General features: G+C 56.9%; 21 protein-coding genes. 13 read left to right on the top strand and 8 right to left on the bottom strand.

Annotated features, from left to right (window positions below):
* Positions 1-1,227, bottom strand: a 1,227-nt coding sequence (locus Q1B15_RS18940; protein WP_299756722.1) for a hydantoinase/oxoprolinase family protein, incomplete at its 3' end; no start/stop codon positions are given.
* A gap of 420 nt (positions 1,228-1,647) precedes the next feature.
* Here Q1B15_RS18940 and Q1B15_RS18935 point away from each other — a divergent pair.
* The 11 genes from Q1B15_RS18935 to Q1B15_RS18885 all read left to right on the top strand — a co-directional run bounded on the left by Q1B15_RS18935 (position 1,648) and on the right by Q1B15_RS18885 (position 12,001).
* Entirely contained in the window at positions 1,648-2,391 is a 744-nt protein-coding gene (locus tag Q1B15_RS18935; RefSeq protein WP_299756719.1) for a hypothetical protein, read from the top strand.
* Between the two features lie 57 nt (positions 2,392-2,448).
* Entirely contained in the window at positions 2,449-3,684 is a 1,236-nt protein-coding gene (locus Q1B15_RS18930) for an ABC transporter substrate-binding protein (RefSeq protein ID WP_299756716.1), read from the top strand.
* 87 nt (positions 3,685-3,771) lie between these two features.
* The gene (locus tag Q1B15_RS18925) at positions 3,772-4,629 is read left to right on the top strand and encodes an ABC transporter permease subunit (RefSeq protein WP_299756713.1); all 858 of its coding nucleotides are present in this window, start codon (positions 3,772-3,774) and stop codon (positions 4,627-4,629) included.
* A 1-nt stretch (position 4,630) separates the two neighbouring features.
* Complete coding sequence (locus tag Q1B15_RS18920; RefSeq protein ID WP_299756710.1) at positions 4,631-5,455, top strand: ABC transporter permease; 825 nt, start codon at positions 4,631-4,633, stop codon at positions 5,453-5,455.
* Positions 5,452-6,492 carry an ABC transporter ATP-binding protein gene (locus Q1B15_RS18915; protein WP_299756708.1) on the top strand — a complete coding sequence of 347 codons (1,041 nt, stop codon included), beginning with the start codon at positions 5,452-5,454 and terminating at the stop codon, positions 6,490-6,492. The genes Q1B15_RS18920 and Q1B15_RS18915 overlap by 4 nt, the downstream gene beginning before the upstream one ends.
* Before the next feature lie 25 nt (positions 6,493-6,517).
* Positions 6,518-7,354, top strand: coding sequence for a sugar phosphate isomerase/epimerase family protein (locus Q1B15_RS18910; RefSeq protein ID WP_299756706.1), 837 nt, complete (start codon positions 6,518-6,520; stop codon positions 7,352-7,354).
* Positions 7,351-7,881, top strand: a complete 531-nt coding sequence (locus Q1B15_RS18905) for a DAK2 domain-containing protein (RefSeq protein ID WP_299756703.1) — start codon at positions 7,351-7,353, stop codon at positions 7,879-7,881. Before Q1B15_RS18910 ends, Q1B15_RS18905 begins: the two co-directional genes overlap by 4 nt.
* A complete protein-coding gene (locus tag Q1B15_RS18900; RefSeq protein ID WP_299756701.1) occupies positions 7,878-8,894 on the top strand; it encodes a dihydroxyacetone kinase subunit DhaK in 1,017 nt (338 codons plus the stop codon). The genes Q1B15_RS18905 and Q1B15_RS18900 overlap by 4 nt, the downstream gene beginning before the upstream one ends.
* A gap of 4 nt (positions 8,895-8,898) precedes the next feature.
* A complete protein-coding gene (locus Q1B15_RS18895) occupies positions 8,899-9,795 on the top strand; it encodes a tagatose 1,6-diphosphate aldolase (protein ID WP_299756698.1) in 897 nt (298 codons plus the stop codon).
* A 9-nt stretch (positions 9,796-9,804) separates the two neighbouring features.
* Positions 9,805-10,569 carry an SDR family oxidoreductase gene (locus Q1B15_RS18890; RefSeq protein WP_299756696.1) on the top strand — a complete coding sequence of 255 codons (765 nt, stop codon included), beginning with the start codon at positions 9,805-9,807 and terminating at the stop codon, positions 10,567-10,569.
* 10 nt (positions 10,570-10,579) lie between these two features.
* Positions 10,580-12,001, top strand: coding sequence for a hypothetical protein (locus Q1B15_RS18885; RefSeq protein WP_299756694.1), 1,422 nt, complete (start codon positions 10,580-10,582; stop codon positions 11,999-12,001).
* On the opposite strand, the gene Q1B15_RS18880 is transcribed toward Q1B15_RS18885, so the two are convergent.
* Genes Q1B15_RS18880 through Q1B15_RS18850 form a run of 7 tightly spaced genes read right to left on the bottom strand, consistent with a single transcriptional unit; the run spans position 11,994 to position 18,535 of the window.
* Positions 11,994-13,076, bottom strand: a complete 1,083-nt coding sequence (locus tag Q1B15_RS18880) for a nucleoside hydrolase (protein ID WP_299756692.1) — start codon at positions 13,074-13,076, stop codon at positions 11,994-11,996. The genes Q1B15_RS18885 and Q1B15_RS18880 overlap by 8 nt on opposite strands.
* 14 nt (positions 13,077-13,090) lie before the next feature.
* A complete protein-coding gene (locus tag Q1B15_RS18875) occupies positions 13,091-13,834 on the bottom strand; it encodes a GntR family transcriptional regulator (RefSeq protein WP_299756690.1) in 744 nt (247 codons plus the stop codon).
* A 10-nt stretch (positions 13,835-13,844) separates the two neighbouring features.
* Positions 13,845-14,330 carry an aldehyde dehydrogenase family protein gene (locus Q1B15_RS18870; RefSeq protein ID WP_299756688.1) on the bottom strand — a complete coding sequence of 162 codons (486 nt, stop codon included), beginning with the start codon at positions 14,328-14,330 and terminating at the stop codon, positions 13,845-13,847.
* Positions 14,279-15,316: an aldehyde dehydrogenase family protein gene (locus Q1B15_RS18865; protein ID WP_299756685.1), complete on the bottom strand. Its 1,038-nt coding sequence runs from the start codon at positions 15,314-15,316 to the stop codon at positions 14,279-14,281. The genes Q1B15_RS18870 and Q1B15_RS18865 overlap by 52 nt, the downstream gene beginning before the upstream one ends.
* Complete coding sequence (locus Q1B15_RS18860; RefSeq protein ID WP_299756682.1) at positions 15,313-16,980, bottom strand: AMP-binding protein; 1,668 nt, start codon at positions 16,978-16,980, stop codon at positions 15,313-15,315. Before Q1B15_RS18860 ends, Q1B15_RS18865 begins: the two co-directional genes overlap by 4 nt.
* Complete coding sequence (locus Q1B15_RS18855; RefSeq protein WP_299756680.1) at positions 16,977-17,357, bottom strand: hypothetical protein; 381 nt, start codon at positions 17,355-17,357, stop codon at positions 16,977-16,979. Before Q1B15_RS18855 ends, Q1B15_RS18860 begins: the two co-directional genes overlap by 4 nt.
* Positions 17,354-18,535, bottom strand: a complete 1,182-nt coding sequence (locus Q1B15_RS18850; RefSeq protein ID WP_299756725.1) for a thiolase family protein — start codon at positions 18,533-18,535, stop codon at positions 17,354-17,356. The genes Q1B15_RS18855 and Q1B15_RS18850 overlap by 4 nt, the downstream gene beginning before the upstream one ends.
* Before the next feature lie 134 nt (positions 18,536-18,669).
* Here Q1B15_RS18850 and Q1B15_RS18845 point away from each other — a divergent pair, with 134 nt between their 5' ends.
* Positions 18,670-19,836, top strand: coding sequence for an MFS transporter (locus Q1B15_RS18845; RefSeq protein ID WP_299756678.1), 1,167 nt, complete (start codon positions 18,670-18,672; stop codon positions 19,834-19,836).
* Between the two features lie 101 nt (positions 19,837-19,937).
* Positions 19,938-20,357: sulfite exporter TauE/SafE family protein (locus Q1B15_RS18840; protein WP_299756676.1), on the top strand; the 420-nt coding region annotated here is incomplete at its 3' end.

Raw genomic sequence — 20,357 nt, 5'->3', positions numbered from 1 at the left:
CTCGATCACCGCGCGCGCGCGCTCCCCGTCGAGGCGCAGGTTCCCGCCGGCGAAAAAGCCCGGGTCCAGATAGCCGAGCACGAGGTCGGCGTCCGTGCAGGTGGGTTCGGCGCCGCCGCGTCCGTAGCAGGCGGGCCCCGGTTCTGATCCGGCGCTTTTAGGGCCGACGCGAATTTGGCGCATGGCATCTACGTGAGCAAGCGAGCCACCTCCGGCGCCGATTTCGACCATGTCGATCACGGGGATTGAGATAGGCATGCCTGAGCCCTTCTTGAAGCGATAAGTTCTGGCGACCTCAAACACCCGCGACGTTTTCGGTGTCTGATTTTTAATTAGGCAAATCTTGGCTGTTGTGCCGCCCATGTCGAACGACAGGACTTTGTCGAGACCGTAGCGCGCCGCAATATTGGCGGCGAATACAGCGCCGCCTGCGGGCCCCGACTCGACCAGGCGCACGGGAAATTCTGCCGCGTTCTCGATCGAGATAATGCCGCCGCCCGAATGCATGAGGAAGATAGGGCAGGCCGCACCGACGTCGTGCAGCCTTCCTTCCAGACGGCCGAGATAGGACTTCATCAGGGGTTTGATATAGGCGTTGGCCACGACCGTATTGAACCGCTCGTATTCACGCATCTGGGGCGAGACTTCACAAGACAGCGATACCATGGCACTCGGTATTTTCTCGGTCAAAACGTCTCGTACCAGCGTTTCGTGGGTATCGTTCAGGTAAGAATGGATCAGTCCGACGGCGATGCTTTCGTAGCCCGCCTTAGCGATCTCATCGACGGCGGGCTCGATATCCACGCGGGATAAGGGTTCCAGCACGTTGCCGCTGGCGTCGATGCGCCCCGGCACAGTGTAGCGCATCTGCCGAGGTAAAAGCGGCTCGGGGAGGTTGAGGTTCAGATCGTACTGCTCAAACCGGGATTCTGTGCGCATCTCGATGACGTCGCGAAAGCCTTGCGTTGTGATCAAAGCAGTCTTTGCGCCGCGCCGTTCGATAAGCGCGTTGGTGGCAAGAGTTGTGCCATGGATGATCTGCTCGATCTCGGACGGCGCTATCCCAGCTTTGGCACAGACCTGTTGCGTTCCGTCGATGATTGCGTTCTCGGGCGCGATATAGGTGGTGAGCACTTTGGCAGAATATGCCGATCTGCCCACTTCAAGAACGACGTCCGTAAACGTCCCGCCAATGTCGACCCCAAGGCGTACGGATTGCTTTGTCATGCAGTGGACCTCAAGTCAGTTGATCTGATTTTGCGGGATTTTGCGGGTGGCTACCAACGAATTATGCACAGAACGATATTGAATGCATTTTCGGACGGTTCTTGGCTGCCGGGCAGGGCGTGATTGCGATGGATATGTCGCCTATGTGGGCGCTTTCGGTTGAAGGGAGGGACCTGTTGTCACTGGCGGCGACAGCCTTGAGCAGACTGAGGTGTAGATCAGTCGCCATATCGACGCGATCGACGGCAGGGTTAGAGACGTAAAGGTCACCGGACAAAGGGTGAGGCGACGCGACTGCTTCGCGGGTTTGTGAGGCAATGAATTGCAGGATGTGTCGAAACAGTTCTTGACGGGAAAAAATTGTTGCTATCAAATTGTTAATACAAATACTGCCGATACTTTAAATGAGACCACGCTTAAATGGCCATTCTGGACTATTCCGAAGACATCTGGCGAGACGCGCTTGGTTTGCCACAAGGGGCCGAGCTTGTGGCATTGATCCTTGAAGGCACTTGGTGGCGTGCGCAGGCGACGGAAACGCGCCTTGCCGACCTCGACAATGTCCGGGAGCTTGCGTTTTCTGATATGTTTGCCGGTGAATATAGGGCTAAATCGATTGCTTATTGTTGCGCCTATGGCCCGGCCCGCGCGGTGGAGCCGGCACATATCTTAGCGCAGCTTGGGACGAAGACTCTGATCCAGATCGGGACGTGCGGCACGCTTGATGTCAAAGCGTCGATGGGCATGGTCGCTTTGCCCGAGCGCTGTGCGGCGCGGGATGGCGTGTCACAGCATTATGGCGCGCATGCATATGTGAGCACTGACGCAAAGCTTGTCGATATAGCCGAAGATAAGCTGGCTCAGCGTGATGTTGCGTCCACGCGCGCAATGCTTCTGACGTGGCCAAGTCTTTTTGCTCAGTCAGACGCCATGTGCGCAGGCTGGACAGCGGAAGGGGTCGTTTCCATCGATATGGAGACCTCGGCCGTGATTGCGGTGGGGGGTAAATTTGGGGCCAGCACACTTTCGATGCTGTCTGTTTGGGATGCGCTCCCGCATGGTCGTACGTTCATGGATCCGTTTGCTTGGGAGGATCAGGCGCGTTTGACGCGTTCCAATGAGAAAATTTTTGAGGTTGCTTTAGAGGTCGCCGTTGCGGCGTAATAAAGCCAAGGGACAGAGTTACACTACAAAGTCGTTAAAACACTTCTGGGAGGAAATATGAGACAGATTTCGAAATTGGCGGCCTTCGCCGCCACGGTGGCTTTGACCCCGTTTGCAGCACTGGCAGATACGGCCGATGGTGATGCCCTGAACGCCATGTCCTGGGACGAGATTGTCGCCATGGCCGAAGGCGGTGAAGTCAATTGGTTCATGTGGGGTGGGTCCGACACGATCAACCAATATGTGTCTGAATATGTCGGTGGTCTGTTGATGGATCAGTACGGTGTAACGCTGAACCGGGTTGGTGTCAGTGATACAGTTTCTGTTGTGAACATTGTGCTTGGCGAAAAAGAGTCGGGCAATTTGGACAATGGTTCGGTCGACCTGATCTGGATCAACGGCGAGAACTTCCGCACAATGAAGCAGGGTGACCTCACGTTTTGCGGTTACACCGATCTTATTCCTAACAACGCTTTGATTGATTGGGGTAATCCGGCCATTGCGAACGACTTTGGTGTGCCTGTGGATGGCTGTGAAGTGCCTTGGTCAACGGCGCAATTCGCCTTTGCCTACAACACGGCGCTTTATGACAATCCGCCGAAAACCATTCCCGGTTTGATTGAGTGGGTCAAGGTTAACCCCGGCCAGTTTACGTACCCTGCGCCGCCAGATTTCAACGGCTCGGTCTTTGTACGCCACGTGTTTTATTACGCGGCAGGCGGGGTCGAAAACCTGCTTGGTCCGTTTGATCAGGCCCGCTTCGACGAAGCTTCGGCGGAAACCTGGCGCATTCTGAACGAGATCGAACCGTTCCTGTGGCGGGAAGGTCAGACCTATCCAAACTCGATCGCGGCACTGGAGCAGCTTTATGCGAACCAGGAAGTGGGGATCGTGTTTAACTACGAACCGGCTGGCGTCGGCATCAATATCATGAACGGAACCTTCCCGCCGACCACGCAAGGCTATGCGTTGGAAGATGGCACGATCGGCAACACAAACTACACGCTGATCCCGTTCAACTCCCCCAACAAAGCTGCCGCAGTCGTTTTGCAGGACGTTCTTTTGTCAGCCGAAGCACAGGTTCAAAAAGCGCTTCCTGATGTTTGGGGAACGCAGCCCGGTATCGATATGTCCCGCGTTGAGGGCGAGCTTCGCGCAAAGTTTGACGCGATTGAGCGCCATCCGAACGTGGTGTCGGCGGAAGACCTTGCCGCGACCGCTTTGCCCGAGCTTCAGGCCTCGTGGATTTCGGCGATTGAGCAAGGCTGGATCGCGAACGTCGGTTCAAAGTAACTAGCCACCCAAGTCACGCCCCAGGTCCGATTGGGGCGTGACCGATGGCTTTGTCTGTCTCTTCGAATATGGAAAGGTCTGCGCCTCGTGTCTGATCGGCTGAAGATTTTTCTGCTTTTGCTGCCTGCGATGTCCGTCATCATCCTGCTGTTTTTCGGTGGCCTGTTGATCGGACTGATGCGGAGCTTCAATTATATGCCCGTGATTGGCCTGACAGAGCCCAATTTTGACGCCTATATAGCGGTGTTCACGGACGAAGAGTTCTATCTGTCGTTTATGCTGAGCCTGCACATTTCGGTGACCTCAACGTTGATTTCCTGCGTGCTAGCGGTTGGGGCAGCGTTGCTGTTTCGGCGGGCGTTCATTGGCCGCGCGATTATCAATTTCCTGTTTCAGTTGAATTTGACGGTGCCGCATTTGGTTGGTGCCATCGGTATCCTTTACCTGTTTTCACAATCGGGCACTTTCGCGCGGCTTGCCGCCGAAGCGGACCTGATCACCCGGCCTGCTGATTTCCCGGCACTGGTTTTTGATCCCTTCGCCATTGGCATTATCCTTCAATATGTCTGGAAAGAAGTGCCGTTCATTGGTGTGATAGTTCTGGCGAACATGCAGTCGCTTGGCGAGAACTACGAAAGCGTGGCGCGCTCGCTTGGAGCATCTCGGTGGCAGGCGTTTCGCCATGTTTTATTGCCGCTAATCTTTCCGGGTTTGCTTTCGGCGAGCGTTATCGTGTTTGCGTTTACGTTTGGCGCCTATGAAATTCCGGCGCTTTTGGGCGCGAATTATCCCGCAGCTTTGCCGGTCCTGGCGTATCGCAAATACACCGATGTCGATCTCGCCGCGCGGCCCGAAGCGATGGCCCTCGCACTAATGATCGCCGTCCTAAGCGTCGTGATGCTGTTTTTCTACATCCGCTACTCGCGCAGAAAGGTGAGGAGCTGAGATGATAAATCAAGACGGTGTCTGGACCCGTTGGTTCCGCTATCTGACATGCCTCGTTCTGGTGGTTTGGCTGATCATGCCATTGATCCCACTTGCGATCTGGTCGTTTGCACGAGGGTGGTTCTTTCCCGATATTCTGCCGCGGCAATGGACCATGCAGGCCTGGGAATACGCCTTGTCGGAGACTGCCGGCGTGTTGGACAGTCTTTGGCTGACGATCGGGATTTCGCTGTCAGCGACTGCGCTTTCGATCCTTGTCGGGGTTCCGGCTGGTCGCGCTTTGGGGATGTATAAGTTCAAGGGCAAAGAGGTCGTCGAGTTGATGATCCTCGCGCCGACGATCGTCCCCGGTATTGCAGTGGTTTTGGGTATTCACTCGGTCTTCATTTCACTGGGTCTAACAAACACCGTGCAGGGTGTGATCCTTGTCCACTTGATCCCGACGCTGCCATATATGACGTTGGTTATGGCGGGGATATTCTCGAATTATGACCCGGCCTTTGAGGCGCAGGCGCGCAGTCTTGGGGCATCTCCGTTGAAGACGTTTTGGTATGTGACGCTTCCGGCAATCATGCCGGGCATCATTGTGGGTGGGTTGTTTGCGTTCCTTGTCTCGTGGAGCCAGTACATCCTGACGCTGATGATCGGTGGAGGGCGCGTTGTGACGCTGCCGTTGTTGCTGTTCAACTTTGCGACGTCAGGACGCAACGACATCACAGGGGCCATAGGCATGATCTACATCTTGCCGGGCATCTTTATTTTACTGCTCACCGCGAAACAGCTTTCGGGCCGCAGCGGTGCTGTTGGGGGCTTTGGCCGTATATGACGAACGTTTCCATTCAGAACCTCACTAAGGTCTATCCCGGTGCAGACACGCCTGCATTGGACCGCCTGAGCCTTGAGATCGCCTCGGGCGAGTTGACGGCCCTTCTTGGTCCGTCGGGGTGCGGTAAAACCACCACGATGAAGATGATTGCTGGTCTTTTGGATCCGACATCGGGGGATGTTCGCTTCAACGATCGCTCGATCCTGCGCGAAAAGCCTGAAAGCCGTGGCGTGGTGATGGTGTTTCAGAATTATCTTTTGTTTCCCTACATGTCTGTCGCGGACAACGTTGGGTTCGGATTGAAGATGCGAAAGGTTGATCCTGACGAGATTAAACGTCGGGTCGGTGAGATGCTGGATCTTGTGAAGCTGCCCGACCTTGGTGACCGCAAGCCAAGCGCCTTGTCGGGGGGGCAGCAGCAACGCGTCGCTCTTGCGCGCGCGTTGATCGTAGAGCCTGAGGTTCTGTTGCTGGATGAACCGCTGTCTAATCTGGATGCGCATTTGCGGTTTGAAATGCGGGATTTGATCCGCACACTTCAGCAAGAGATGGGAATCACGACAATCTTTGTGACCCATGATCAGGAGGAGGCGGTGGTTCTTGCCGACCGTGTGGCGCTGATCCTTGATGGTCAGATGAAGCAATACGACCAGGCAGATGCGTTCTACAAGCGCCCCATCGACGAGGCGACGGCGCGGTTCTTCGGTGGGCATAACTTTATACCGGGGACATCGCAGGACGGGAAGTTTGCCAGCGCTCTGGGACCGCTTGGCTTGCCAGACGGGGCCATGACGGGGGCAGGCAAGCTAACGTTCCGGCCCGAAAACGTGTGCATCGGGCACACGCGCGGCGATCAGAACAATCTGACCGCGACGCTGGACGACATTATCTATCTTGGAACGCAGACGCGGTTGAAAATTCGGATTGGAGACACTGCGGTCGAGGCGGTGGTCAATCCAAACGACGTTGAAAGCTATTCCATCGGGGATCAGGTTCCCATCCATCTTCCGGTGGGTACTTTGTGGGTGATTTCGTGATCAATTTGCTGAAAGGGGCTCTGCGATGAAATTTGGAATTCATGCGGGGCTGTGGCAGGCGCGATGGACCGATGAAATTACGCCGATATTGCGCGCCGTGGCTGATCTTGGATTTGACGGGGTCGAAGTGTCGCTTCTTGGGATGAGCGACGAAAAAGCCGAAGCCTTGGGCCGCGCTGTGCGGGACCATGGGCTTGAGGTGACGTGCTCGGACGGGCTTGCGCCGGACAAGGATATCACTTCGCCGAATGCGGAAGTGCGCGCGGCTGGCTTGGAATATTTGCGGTGGGCCATCTCGACTACAGCGCGCATCGGCTCGCGCGGTTTGGCCGGTGTGGTTTATGCGCCGTGGGGCGTTTTTGATCCCGAAAACAAGGTAACTCGCGCGGAGCGATCCGCGGAGGCCTTTGGTTTGCTCGACGAGCATTTGGCGGCCTGTGACGTGACGTTGGGCATTGAGGCGATCAACAGATTTGAGACCGATCTGGTCAATACAGCGGAGGAAGCGGCTGTCATGGCGCGCGCGTCGGGCTCGGACCGTGTCGGGGCGTTGCTGGATACGTTCCATCTGAATATCGAGGAAAAGGATATACGGGGAGCCATTGTCGCGGCTGCGGATCAACTTGTTCATTTTCATGTCTCGGACAATGACCGCGGCGTGCCGGGGTCAGGGCATGTACCTTGGCTCGTTGTGCGTGATGCCCTGAGAGAGGCGAATTACGACAGCTGGATTGTCGCGGAAATGTTTGTGATCGCGGGCAATCCTGCAAGCGCTGACCTGAATATCTGGCGCAATATCGAGCCAGAACCAACAGACGCTGCTGCGCGCGCCTTGGCATTTATGCGAAAGACTTTCGAATGATAGACGCCTTTCTTGCATCACTAGTCGTTCGGTTTGAGGTGTTGGAAGGCGATTTGAATGCTTTGGATGCGGCGACGGGGGATGGCGATCACGGCTCGACCATGTTGAAGGGACTTAAGGCGGCAGCGGGCGATCCGGCCGCACCCGAGAAGGCTTTTCGGCGAGCGGCGGGTGGTGCTTCGGGGTCTTTGTTCGCTGTTGTTATTGCAGCCTTTAATCAAGCCGGTGAAGGCATGCCACTAAGTCAGACACTTAGTGCGGCCGTTGATAAAATCACAATGCTGGGTCAGGCGAAGGCAGGTGACAAGACCATGCTGGATGCTTTGATCCCGGCGTCACAGGCGGAGACGCTTGTGGCTGCAGTAGAGGCGGCCAAGGATGGGCTGCGCGCCACGAAGGGCATGGCCGCCAAGCGAGGTCGAGCCAAGCATGTGGAGGCTGCTGGCGTTGGGCATTTGGATGCGGGCGCCACTTCGGTTGTGGCGATGCTTGAGGTTTACGCGCAGCACAAAAGGGACGTCCAATGAAGAAGCTATTCAATTCAAAGGAGCGGATACCGGACGACATGATCGACGGGTATATCGCGGCTTTTCCCGGTCTTCTGGCACGCGGTGCGGAGCCTCGGCTGGTGCGCCGTAAAAATTTACGCACCAAGGACGGCAAAGTAGCACTCTTGATTGGTAACGGCTGCGGTCACGAGCCGATTGCGATGGGCTTTGTGGGCGAAGGCCTTTTGGACGGGAATATCGTGGGCGATGTCTTCGCCGCACCATCGGCGGATTTGATTTTTGACGGCCTCGAAGAAGTGACGGGGGACGCCGGGGCCGTGCTGCTGATTTCGCGCCACGAGGGCGACGTCATCAACGGCAATGCAGCGGCTATGATGGCGCAGGATGAGGGGCTGAATGTTCAGCCCTTGCTGATGTACGATGATATTTCGTCCGCGCCAAAAGGGCAGGAAGAAGACCGACGCGGTGCGGCTGGAACGATGTTTATCTATAAGATACTTGGGGCGGCTGCGGAAGCGGGGATGGGCATCGACGCCCTGATATCGCTTGGCGCTGAAGTGCGTTCATCGACCCGTACTTTGGGAGCTGCGGTGACGCCGGGGGTCTCGCCTTTGACGGGAAAATTGATGTTCACCTTGCCCGACGATGAGGTTTTCATCGGGATGGGCGTGCACGGAGAGCCGGGGGTCGGACGCCGCAAATCCGAGCCGGTGAGTGATCTTGTAGACTTCATGACCTCCGAATTGCTTGAGGACCTCCCAATCGATGCTGGCACACCGACAGTTGTACTTGTGAATGGGGCAGGTGGGACCACGATGATGGAATTGTTGACGGTCTACGGCGAAGTTGCAAAGCAGTTTGAGGCACGTGGGATACCGGCAATCTCACCGATGATTGGATCGTATTCGACGACGCAAGAGATGGGTGGGTTCTCGATCTCGTTTCTCACACCGACGCCTGAGATGCTCGCGTTTTGGCGCGCGCCCCACGCAGCTCCGTATTTTCCGCATATTCACAGTCAGGTAGGGTAAACCCATGTCTCGCAAGTTCCATGGAGTAGCGGTCGATGCCGGAAGTGGGCTTGCGGCCAGCCTGATACAAGCGCGCGGCGTTGATGCGCAGGCCGATGACCTTTTGACATTCAAGCGCTCGATCTTGGAAGAGCTTGGCCCCTTTGCCAGCACGGTTCTTGTGGACGCAGCACTTGGGCCTACACTTCTTGATAGCTATCCGGATGAATGTGCGCGGATGATGGCTTTTGAAGCGGATGTGTATCACATCTCGGGTGAGGACCGGATCACGGTGCTTCCCGAAAATCTGAAAGTCGCGGACCTGCCCGGTATGGGGGTCGAGTTGCTGAAATTCTTTATGTATTACGCGCCGGATGACGCGCCTGCGTTGAACCGTCAGAAGCAAGACCTAGTAGAAGAAATTGGTCGGCGATGCCACGCGGCCAGGGTCCAATACCTGATGGAACCGTTGGTTTATCACTCGACGCTTTTGCCCGGCAGCGAAGCCTATGCGCGCCATAAACCCGAGATGGTGCGCGCTGCTACGGCAGCATTTGCCGAACCGCGTTTCAAAGCGGATGTGCTAAAAGTCGAAATTCCCGTGGACCTCGACTATGTCGCGGGGTTCGGCGCGCCTGTCATGTCGCGCGAGGCTGCTTTGGACGCTTTTCGCGCCTGCGCAGAGGCCGCAAACGGGATCGACTTGGTGTATCTGAGTGCGGGTGTGACGTTTGAACGATTTGAAGCCTCGTTGAAGATGGCCGTCGAGGCGGGTGTTACGTTTCATGGGTTTATGTGCGGGCGTGCGATTTGGTCGGACGCGGTAGATGTCTTTGGCGAAGGTGGTGAGACGGTCTTGCGCAAGTGGCTGCAGGAAACAGGCGTTATGCGGCTTCAAAGGCTGATCGAGGCCGTAAGTTAGGGGATGGATATGCTACTTGAAGGAAAAGTTGCGGTTGTGACCGGCGGTTCAAGTGGCAATGGTCGCGCAATCTCCGAAGGATTTGTGGCACAAGGGGCCAAGGTCATCGTCGCAGATCTTAGGCCTGAGGGGCGCGAAGGCGGCACACCGACGGCAGAGGCGATGAACGCAAGTCATCCGGGCTGTGCAAAGTTCGTCACCTGCGATGTCTCAAAGATCGCTGATCTTGAAGCGTTGGTCGATGAGGCCGAGGCTTGGGGCGGGTTAGATATCATGGTCAACAATGCGGGAATTCTCCAAAAGGAGCCGTTCCTGGAAGCCAAGGAGGCGACCTATCAGCGTATGCAGGATGTGAACGTCAAAAGCGTATTTTTCGGCAGTCAAATGGCCGCGCGGGCAATGGTCAAACGCAAAAACGGTGTGATCATCAATATGTGCTCGATCGCTGGTATGCGCGGGACGGGCGGCTTTTGTCATTACAACATGTGCAAAGGCGCGGTTCGGCTGCTGACGTATTCGTTGGCCGATGAACTTGGGCCCATGGGTATTCGGGTGAACAACGTGAACCCTGGCATTATGCGCACGCAAATGAACGTCGAAGACGATCCGGTGATTGGGACTGAAACGGGCGAGGGGTATCTTGATATGATCCCGGCCCGGCGTTGGGGCGAACCAAGCGAAGTTGCTGACGCCTGCATCTACCTTGCGTCTGACCTTGCGAAATATGTAATGGGCACATCGTTGGTTGTTGACGGTGGGTATCTGCGGATCTGAGGAGCTTTTCATGAAAATCGCATTTATTCGGGCGTCTTTGCCAAGCTATTTCCCTGAGAAACATAACGTCTGGGATCGGGCAGAGGATGCTTTGTCGAGCCTGTGTGCCAGGGAAGGTGTTTCGCTTTTTGTGGTCCCGGATGTTCCGATGGATGCTGCGCAGACAGGCAAGGCGCTTCATCTGTGTCGCGCAAAAAAAGCTGATTTCGTATTGCTGCTGCACGGCGGTTTTACGATGGGCGATGTGGCGCGCACGGTCGCGGCCTCGGAGTTTCGTGTGGGCTTTTGGTCGGTGCCCGAGCCGGTGCGGACGGATGACGTTCAGCTCAACAATTTCGTTTCGCTTAATATGTCGATGTCGATTGCTCGGCAGGTACGCGATCTTAGAAGCCGCCCGGTGCAATGGTACCACGGCGCTCCTGAGAGCGAGGCGCTGCTTGGGAGATTGGGCAATACGCTCCGTGCCATTCGTGCGGCCACGGCATTGGAGGGCGCGCGGATTGGCGTGATCGGCGGGCTGGCGATGACGTTTTACAACATGGAAGTGTCTACCTCGGAGTTGCTGGCACGGCTGGGTGTCGAGGTTTCAAATCATGACATTCATGAACTGACGGATCGGATGCGGGCTTTGGATGACGCAAGGGTCGTGTCGGAAGCTGCGGCAATGGCTGCGGCAGCCACAGTGAAAGGCGTGTCTGATACTCAAATGGACCTCACGGCCCGCGCGGCCGTCGCGTTGCGGGATATGGCGAAAGCAGGAGGCTATGCAGCCCTTGCAGTGAGCGACTGGCCTGCGTTGCAGGACGACCCGGGCATGCATCCTGGCGCCGCGTTCACATGGTTGGAGGAAACACATGGGCTTCCCGTTGCCTCGGAAGGGGACGTGCTGGGGGCTGTGACGCAATTGGTTGCGGCATCTTTGACCGGGCGCGTGGGGTACTTGCTTGATATGACCGAGCCGGACCTTGACGCGGGGGATCTATTGATGTGGCACGGCGGGGGAGGTCCGCTTTACCTTGCCGATGATCGCGGCGCGCGGTGGATCAACCATCCGATGATTGGACGCGGAACCGATGCGGGGCCGATCTACGGGGCGATCAGCGACCTGGTGTTCCGGGACGGTCCAGTCAGTGTTTTTCGCATTGCTCGCAATGCCTCGGCACTCTTTGGCATGACCGCAGAGGTTTCCGGGCGCGAGCCTAGTGGATTTACAGGCTGTCGTGGCTGGTTGCGGGACTTTGTGATTGATGGCGAGGCGGCTGGTGTTGAAGATGTGGTGGCGTCGGTGATGGCGCATGGGCTAGAGCACCATTTTGTTTTGGTGCCCGGCAACTATGCTGCCGAACTGGCGGAATTTGCCGCGTGGACGGGCATGGAGGTTCTTGGGAAACGCCGGATGCGCGGCCACCTGGATGCGCGGGATTTTACTTAGAAGCGCGATCTAACTTCTTGTAAAGATCAAGAAAAATTTCATCGCGCTGCACATCATGTGCTTCGCGCATCTGGTGGCGGGCGGCGTCTTTCTGCCAATACAGATCGTCGTCCAGAATGGGGGATGACGTGAGAAACGTCGGCACCCAATCGGGATTGATGAGCCAAGCGATATTGATGATGTCCCAAATCACCCAGGTGCGGCGCTCGCGGTCGGTTATGGCAAACATCTCGTGCAGCGGGTTGTTTGTATACAGTTCCCAAAGGTAGTCGCCAATCGCGCCTTTGCCCTTCACGAAGGCTTCCATTTCCGGGCGCGAGATCTTCAGCTGTGCCCCGATATGGTAGCCGGGCAAGTAGATATGCGGCACGCCGCTGTCGAAAATCAGTCGCGATGCGTGGACGTCCTGCACAAGGTTCAGGGACGGACGGTTGCAATGCGGCGCGGTTGATGGATAGGCCGAGGTCCAGATCACAATGATTTTTGACAGAATTTCCGGCGCGCGCAGAAGGGCTGCCGCAATATTCGTGACGCATCCCATGGCCGCAATATAGAGAGGCTCATCACCGGATTTGGCGAGATCAATGATCGTGTCGACCGCCTCGGAATTCACGATATCGTCCGGCGTGGTCATGTAGTGTGGTGCGCCGCGAAAGACCTTACCATCTGAGGGCATTCCAAGTTTTTCATATATTCGCAGGATTTCGACGTAGCTAAGTTCCATGCCTTCCGCCGGGCCGACAAACGACAGATCAGCCGCCCGTCTGCCTTGCGCATGAAGGCGGTCGATCCATCCCTGGAAGCCCCCGACAAGGTGCTCCTTGCGGCGTCCGCCTTGTTCTATTGCGCGTTCGGCGGCGAGGAGTTCTGGTTGATGGTGGGCAAAAGAAAACGGTTCGGCAGTGATAGCTTCAACAGTCATTTTCTCGGGCGACAGCAATGCCCAGGCCAGCGCGTATTGGTCATCAATCTCGTTGGCTGTGTCGGTATCAATCAAAAGCCGCACTGGGCCACCTTTTGGCAAAGTAAGACGCTCGGCCATCAAGTCGGGGGACAGTTTTTCAAAAGTTGGCATGGTGCAGTTCCTGATTAATGGCGAGGAGAACGGGCGCGCGGCGTAAGGTTGAAGCTGACGGGGCCGTTGCGAAAAACATCTTCGTGAAAGACCATCTGACCTTGATCATCGTAGGCAGAACAGGCTTGTTTCAGCAGGGGAACGCCGATTTCGACGCCGAAGATATGCGCGTGTTCGGCGTCTGCCAAAACGGGGCTGATGTCTTCGCACGCGGCGGACCATTCCATTTGGAAACGACGGCTAAGGATGCGGAGGATGGATTGCTCCGGCCCTTTCTCTGGAAAGTCCAGGCTGGTAGCGCCTTTCAAAAGAGTGCTTGGAGCATAGGTCATTACCAGCATGCGTGGCATTTGGTCGACAAGCCGCAGTCGGTTGACGCGGGTGACGTTAAGATTCGCCATTTCAGGTGGAAGATGCGCAAGTTCAGGCGCGTCGGCGTCAAAATGGTCCAGCGACAGAAAACGCGAAGTTGGTTCATGACCCGCCCGCAGCATCGCGTCGGTGAACGAGGTGAGGCAGGTATCTGAGGCAGGCGACAGGGTTAAAACGGTATAGCCGCTGCCTTGTTTGCTTTCCACGTACCCGTCCTGCACCAACATATCGAGCGCGCGCCGTATCGTGACGCGGCTGACGTCGAACTGCTTGGCAAGCTCGCCTTCGGTCGGCATGCGCCCCCCGATTGAGTATCGCCCATCCTTCAATCGACCAAGAATAACGCGGTAGGCGTGTTCGTATTTTGGCGTGGTTTCAGTTTCCATTATTTTATCCTCACGCGATCCAGACGCTTTTGGTCTGGCTGTAAAATGAGATAGCATCACGGCCCATCTCGCGTCCGTATCCGGATTGCTTGACGCCGCCAAAGGGAGAGGCTGCGTCGGTTTCGCCCCAGCAATTCACCCAGACCGTGCCGGCCTGAGGGGCGTCGGCCATACGGCGCACGCGGGTGACATCCTGCGACCAAAGCCCGGCAGCCAGGCCGTAGGGGGTGTTGTTCGCGCGGTGCAGGGCCTCGGCATCATCCTTGACAGTGAGGACTGACAGCACGGGCCCAAACACTTCTTCTTGCGCAATTGTCATGTCATCGCGAACTCCGCCTACGATTGTCGGTGGGACGAACCAGCCTTGATCCCCGGCCCGCATGCCACCGGCCAGAATGTAGGCTCCCTGGGTTTTTGCTGTCTCAACATGCCCCAATATCATAATCATCTGCTTTTCGCTGATAACTGGACCAAGGTCGTGGCCGGGATCGTCCATGCCGGGCCCGTGCTGAGATTTGAAGCCATCTCGGTCAGACCTGCGACAACCTCGTCGTGCAAGCTTTCGTGTACCAACAGCCGTGATCCAGCCGTACAACTTTGGCCGTTATTGCCAAAGTTGGCCCAGAATGCGCCGGGGATTACGCACTTGAGATCCGCATCCGGGAACAAGATATTGGCCGCTTTTCCACCAAGCTCTAGCGATACTTTCTTTAGGTTGACTGCAGAGGCGGTGATGATTTTGCGCCCCGTGGCGGTGCTGCCGGTAAACCCTATTTTGGCCACATCGTGATGCGCGGCAAGGGCGGCACCTGCGTCAGCGCCAAAACCGGGAATGACGTTTAAGACGCCGGGCGGAAGTCCAGCTTCAAGGGCAACGTCCGCAAGATAAAGCACCGAAAGCGGCGTTTCTTCGGAGGGCTTCAGGACGACAGTGTTGCCCGCGGCAAGGGCGGGGGCCAGCTTCCACGCCGCCATCAAAAGCGGGTAGTTCCAGGGCGTGATCAGACCGCACACCCCGACGGGTTCGATCCGGGTGTAGTTCAGACGGTCGGGTGTGCTAACGGGAATGGTGGCGCCTTCGATCTTGTCCGGCCAGCCTGCGAAATAGCGAAAATGACGCGCGGACCAAATTGCGTCCACGTCGCGGGCCACGGCAAAAGGCTTGCCACTGTCCAGAGCATCGAGTTGCCCGAATATTGCGGCGCGTTCCTCGATCAACTCCGCCAGACGCCGAAGTGTGCGGCATCGATCATCGGGGCTCATGCTGCGCCAGGGCCCGCTTTCAAAGGCTCCTTTCGCGGCCTGCACAGCCAGATCGACCTCGCGGGCACCTGCGCGAGCAACTGTCGTCAATGCGCCGCCTGTCGAAGGATTTGTGACCTGCATGCCGTCGGGCACTGCTATTTGGTCGGCCCCAATGCGCAAGCCTTGTTCGGTCGCTATGAAACGTACGACTTCACGGAGGAGGGCAATGGTTTTCATCTGTGCTCCTCAGCTTTTGCGACTTCCATGGTGCGCAAGGATCGCCGGTTTATCTTGCCTGAAGACGTTAATTCAAAGGCGTCAACGAATTCGATTTCGCGGGGGGCCTTGTACGCCGCGAGGCGGGTTCGCACGTGGTCCGCAAGATCTGTTTTCAAGGCGTCTGTTCCCTCGCAACCAGCACGGAGTTTGATGAAAGCTTTTACAATAGCGCCTCGGTCTGTGTCGGGTTTGGGTATGGCTGCGACTTCGGCAACATCTTTGTGGGAAAGGAGGCATTCTTCGATTTCCACCGGGCCTATGCGAAAGCCCGACGACTTGATCAGATCGTCCGAGCGACCTTTATACCAAAAGTACCCGTCAGTGTCCTTTACCGCGAGATCATGGGTGCGCAAGTAGGGCCCAAGCTGCATTGCGGCGTCTTTTTCGCGATTGTTGAGGTAGCCCAAAAAACGCGTCGGAGAACTGGCGCTGGTGACAATCTCGCCGGGGTCCCCCGGCTTGACCTCGATGCCATCGCCGTCGACGAGGAATACCTCGTGGCCGGGGTAGGCGCGTCCCATCGACCCCGGACGTCGCGGGAACACGGCCGCGCAATTGCCGATCAGATGATTGACCTCGGTCATGCCGTAAAACTCGTTGCAGACAACACCGAGGTTTACTTCGCTCCAGTTGAGCGTTTCGGCCGCCAATGCTTCGCCTCCGGTGCAGATCACCCGAAGCGACAGATCATACTGATCGCGGGGGGCCGAGGTTTGAGCAAGGCGCTTGATCGCGGTTGGCGCAAGAAAGGTGTGTGTGACTTTGTGGCGGGCCATGAATTTAAAGGCATAGTCCGCGTTGAAACGCTCCAGCGAGGTTGCGATCGGGCGTCCGGCCATCCAAGCGGGGAACACCATATCGAGAAGCCCGCCAACCCAGGCCCAGTCTGACGGAGACCAGAAAACTGCATCTTCGTCGTCGATGCTGAGATTGAAAAACAAGCGAATGGAGGGAGTATAGGCTGCAAGAATACGGTGGGCGTGCAAGATACCTTTCGGCTTTCCCGTCGATCCGGAGGTATACATCAAAAGGGCAGCGTCATCGGCGCCGCCGAATTCGGGAAGGAAGTCGGGCGCGTCGGTTTCCAAGGCTTCGGCAAGGTCCAGATCACCGTTCTGTGGAGTGCGCGACAAGACATGCTTCAGATGCGGGACGCCGGAGCCATGCGCGCGCATTGGCCCCCAGGCGTTGCCGTCGGTAAGGATCACCGGCAACGCACAATCGTTTAGCGCGTGGAGTAGCGTATCTGGCCCATAAAGCTGTGACAGGGTAACGGCGATTGCTCCCAATTTGCAGACCGCCATATGGGCGACTGCGGTGTCGGGATGTTGTCCTGTGTGCAAGCCCACAAAACTGCCACGCCCGTAGCCTAACGACCGCAGGCAAGCGGCCAGATTCGTGGATTGGCGATCGATTTCGGCGAAGCTTTGAACTTGGGTTGTGCCATCCGGCGCTTCAAAGATCATCGCGGGTTTGTTGCGCTGGTCGGGCGACAGGAATTTACCGAGGGTCATGTGGAAGATGTTGGTGTCGTGCGACCAGACAATCCGATGACCGTCTTCCTTGGCCGCAAGGTTCAGTTCGGTAAGGCGCTCGGTTGGAATGGGAATGGGAGACGTCATAGGGGTGCCTTCGCAGGGAGTGGGCCAAGAACCAGTTGAGGTAATTGGTTGGCTGATTTTGTGATTTGGCCGTGCAAATCCTGAATGGGCAGGTCTTCAAGTCGTACAACCGTCGCGGTGTCCGCACCTTTGAAGCGAACCAATGCGAAACTTCCGTCCGGCCCCTCGGTTTTGTGGATGATATCGGCATATCCGTCGAGTTTCACCCAACGACGCTCCGATGCTCCGCAACCGCAGGTTAATTGAGGTGGGAAGGCAGTGTGGCTGCAATTGGTACAACTTGACGCGATGGCGTCACCATTCTGGAGCCCTTGCACATAAGGCTCGAGCCAACCGGGGGCCAGATTGTAGCGCAGGTGAAGATCATGTTGGATCATGCGCCCGGACCTTGGCTTAGGATGGTCACGTTCGCATTGGTGCAAAGGCCGCCGTGCGTGTCGGCCAGGGCGTAGCGCGGGATTGTCTGCGTTTGCAGCTTCTCATGGTACCGCCCTTCAAGCAAAAGCGCGCAGGTTGCTGTCTGGCCGACCCCGGTCGCACCGACCGGTGCACCTTGTCCCATAAGGCCTCCGGACAGATTTGTTGGACAAGTCCCGGTGGGAGAGAAGACGCCCGCCTGCATGTCTTTCGCAGCATTATCGCTTAGGCCCAAGGCCTGCAAAGCCTGAAGTTGCGCGCCTGCGTAGGCGTCATAAACCTCGGCCAATCCTACATCATCCGGCGTGATACCGGCCATGCGGGTGGCTCTTAGCATGGCGCTGGTTTTTGCGCTGAAATTTCCGGGCTTTGCCCTTGCTCCGATGTGCATGTGATCCGTTGCAGCCCCAATACCTGCGATGCGGGGGGCGTGTTTTCGCGCGGCGGGTGCTGCGTTGACGTGTGACAGGATAAGGGCGGCTGCGCCGTCGCTTAGGGGGGAGCAATGGAGCTTTCGGTAAGGGCTGGCGACAAGTGGGCTTTGGCTTATTTGGTCGGCGGTATCTGCGCGTTTCAGGTGTGCATTCGGATTTTGGAGCGCGTTTGCGCGGTTTTGAATGGTAACGGTGGCGAGATCTTCTTCGGTGGTGCCAAATTCTACTGCAAAGGCCTTATAGGACAGTGCGTAGAGCGCGGTGGATGTGACGCCGGTCAGTCCATCGCTCCATGTGTCAAATGAATGTCCGTAGAGGCCGCGCATGGCATCGCCTGATAGGCTTGAGGCGGAGGGATCCACGCCGATGACCAGAACGTGCCGCATCCGCCCCGATGCGATTGCGTCAACCGCGGCATGCACTGCGACTTGCCCGGAAGCGCCGCCGCCCTCGCAACGCATTGCCGCGCAGCCTGTCAATCCAAGGTCGGTCGCCAGAATTGAAGCGGGGTTCAGTTGCAGGGAAAAGAAATCGCTTTCCGAGGCGACAATGATTGCGTCGAGGTCTTGTGGTTCAAGCGTCGACATCACCAGCGCCGCATTGAAGGCGTCCCGCGACCAGTCACGGAATCCGGTGCCATCTTTTCGGCGGTCGAAGGGAGTCAAAGCCGCGCCACTTACAACTGCCTGAGCGGAGGGCGTCATGGTCACCTGTCATTCCTTTACCGACACGCCTGCTGAGATATATTGACTTAACATATTTGTAGGTACAAGTTTGTTCTGCAGGTTGGCCCAAGGAATTTCTGGGCCAGGCTGTCTCCACAACAGGGAACCTGGTCTTGAACGTCCTGAGGCTTTTTCCGGTATGGCTAGTTTGCGCCGCTGCGGGCGGTCTCTATGGCTGGAGTGCGCTGGGATTGCCACTTGCTAAGGCATTTGGCGTTTCGACGGCCGAGACGGGTCTGGTTTTCTCGTATTCTGTCGTTTGCTTCACTCTGGCAGTTATCTTTGCGCCCTATCTACTTCAGCGTGCCTCGGCGGTGCGGTGTCTTATCGGGTTCGGGTTGGGCGCTGTGGCGTTTTTGGTGATCGCGGTGCGCGCCGATACCTATTGGATGTTTGTCACTGGGTTCAGTTTCGGATTCGGCGGCATGAGTGGGGCGATCTATATCACGGCCCTAAGCATCGCAGCACGGTCTGAGCACTTTCGGATTGCGACTCCGGTCATGGTTGCAGGATTTGGGCTTGGCGGAGCAGTTTTTGGACCGTTATGGCGGGTTCTTGACGACGCCGGTTGGGGGCTGGACGGTCTTTGGGCGCTCATCCTTTCGCTTTTGGCATCAAGCGTACTGCTGGTTTTCGCAACAGAAAACAAAGCGAACGTTGACGCCTTTCCGGGTGTAGCTGAGGTGGTCCCCAGCCCAAAAGCTTCGCGGACAATCCTCTTTCTTTTATGGGCACTCTTCGCCTTTGGGTCTTTTTCTGGCTTGATGGTGCTTGGACTTGCCGCACGGATATTGGACGCAGCACAAGTTTCTCTTTTCCTTTCGACAGCGGCGCTTGGCGGCATAGCTTTGGGAAACACGCTTGGACGGCTGTCGGTTGCATGGGTCAATCGTTGTCGGTCACCGCTGATCGGGCTTGCCTCAGCGGTGAGTATCAGTGGGCTTGGATTACTATTGACGCTTTTGGGCGGCGGCGGAATTGAACTTGGGGTGGGGCTTTGTCTGGTGGCGCTTGGATACGGAGTGATGGCCTCGGCAGTGCCATCGGCCACGCAATCCATTTTTGGTCCAGATCGGTTCGCCGCCCTTTTCGCGTTTATCTTTACCGCCTGGGGTATTGCCGGCTTCATCGCACCTTGGATTGGGGGTGCTATCTTCGATGCAACAGGGGGTTTTAGAGATGCATTGGTACTTTCATTGCTTGCAACGTCTCTTAGCGCCGTGTCGATTTTGCTTTTGAAAAGGCAGGTTGATCGCATGGATGTTATGACGACGCGGTAAGAGGATAGGAGAAGTAAGCGGATAACCCGGGATGCCGACAAGGTATCGGTTTTCTATCGTTTGGACTGGACGTTGAAGGGGTAGCAGCGGATACCGGGGCAATGGATGCAACGCTGATCACACTCGCCTTTTGCGGGATCGCTGCCGGAGGTGTGCTAAAGGGCGCGACCGGGGCTGGCGCACCCTTGGTTGGGGTGCCGGTTTTGGCTGTGGTCTTCGACGTACCGATGGCGGTGGCTATCTTTTCGGTGCTGAATATCGTGTCGAACTCTTGGCAGGCGAAGACGTTCTATCACGAGATCACTGATCGTCGCTTTGCCTGGACGCATGCGGCGACGGCCGCGATTGGGGTCGTGCCTGGATCGGTGTTGCTGGCGACCTTGCCGACCGAGGTTCTGATGGCTTCGATGGCGGCTGTGGTTTTTCTTTATATCGGGTTGCGGATTTCAACTCCAAACTGGCAGATGACGCGCGAACAGGGACGTCGATTTGGGCCGATACTCGGATTTGTGGGGGGTGTC

This window comes from uncultured Boseongicola sp., from assembly GCF_937988555.1.
In the GTDB taxonomy this organism is placed as follows: domain Bacteria; phylum Pseudomonadota; class Alphaproteobacteria; order Rhodobacterales; family Rhodobacteraceae; genus Boseongicola.
Note: the sequence above shows the minus strand (reverse complement) of the source record. Positions and strands in the feature narration are given on the sequence as shown.

Excerpts from the sequence above, each read along its gene's own strand:
- Q1B15_RS18910 (WP_299756706.1), top strand. The coding sequence starts at position 6,518 with ATGAAATTTGGAATTCATGCGGGGCTGTGGCAGGCGCGATGGACCGAT.
- Q1B15_RS18880 (WP_299756692.1), bottom strand. The coding sequence starts at position 13,076 with ATGCCAACTTTTGAAAAACTGTCCCCCGACTTGATGGCCGAGCGTCTT.
- Q1B15_RS18890 (WP_299756696.1), top strand. The coding sequence starts at position 9,805 with ATGCTACTTGAAGGAAAAGTTGCGGTTGTGACCGGCGGTTCAAGTGGC.
- Q1B15_RS18850 (WP_299756725.1), bottom strand. The coding sequence starts at position 18,535 with ATGACGCCCTCCGCTCAGGCAGTTGTAAGTGGCGCGGCTTTGACTCCC.
- Q1B15_RS18875 (WP_299756690.1), bottom strand. The coding sequence starts at position 13,834 with ATGGAAACTGAAACCACGCCAAAATACGAACACGCCTACCGCGTTATT.
- Q1B15_RS18860 (WP_299756682.1), bottom strand. The coding sequence starts at position 16,980 with ATGACGTCTCCCATTCCCATTCCAACCGAGCGCCTTACCGAACTGAAC.
- Q1B15_RS18915 (WP_299756708.1), top strand. The coding sequence starts at position 5,452 with ATGACGAACGTTTCCATTCAGAACCTCACTAAGGTCTATCCCGGTGCA.
- Q1B15_RS18885 (WP_299756694.1), top strand. The coding sequence starts at position 10,580 with ATGAAAATCGCATTTATTCGGGCGTCTTTGCCAAGCTATTTCCCTGAG.
- Q1B15_RS18865 (WP_299756685.1), bottom strand. The coding sequence starts at position 15,316 with ATGAAAACCATTGCCCTCCTCCGTGAAGTCGTACGTTTCATAGCGACC.
- Q1B15_RS18930 (WP_299756716.1), top strand. The coding sequence starts at position 2,449 with ATGAGACAGATTTCGAAATTGGCGGCCTTCGCCGCCACGGTGGCTTTG.
- Q1B15_RS18920 (WP_299756710.1), top strand. The coding sequence starts at position 4,631 with ATGATAAATCAAGACGGTGTCTGGACCCGTTGGTTCCGCTATCTGACA.
- Q1B15_RS18855 (WP_299756680.1), bottom strand. The coding sequence starts at position 17,357 with ATGATCCAACATGATCTTCACCTGCGCTACAATCTGGCCCCCGGTTGG.
- Q1B15_RS18905 (WP_299756703.1), top strand. The coding sequence starts at position 7,351 with ATGATAGACGCCTTTCTTGCATCACTAGTCGTTCGGTTTGAGGTGTTG.
- Q1B15_RS18870 (WP_299756688.1), bottom strand. The coding sequence starts at position 14,330 with ATGGACGATCCCGGCCACGACCTTGGTCCAGTTATCAGCGAAAAGCAG.
- Q1B15_RS18935 (WP_299756719.1), top strand. The coding sequence starts at position 1,648 with ATGGCCATTCTGGACTATTCCGAAGACATCTGGCGAGACGCGCTTGGT.
- Q1B15_RS18900 (WP_299756701.1), top strand. The coding sequence starts at position 7,878 with ATGAAGAAGCTATTCAATTCAAAGGAGCGGATACCGGACGACATGATC.
- Q1B15_RS18895 (WP_299756698.1), top strand. The coding sequence starts at position 8,899 with ATGTCTCGCAAGTTCCATGGAGTAGCGGTCGATGCCGGAAGTGGGCTT.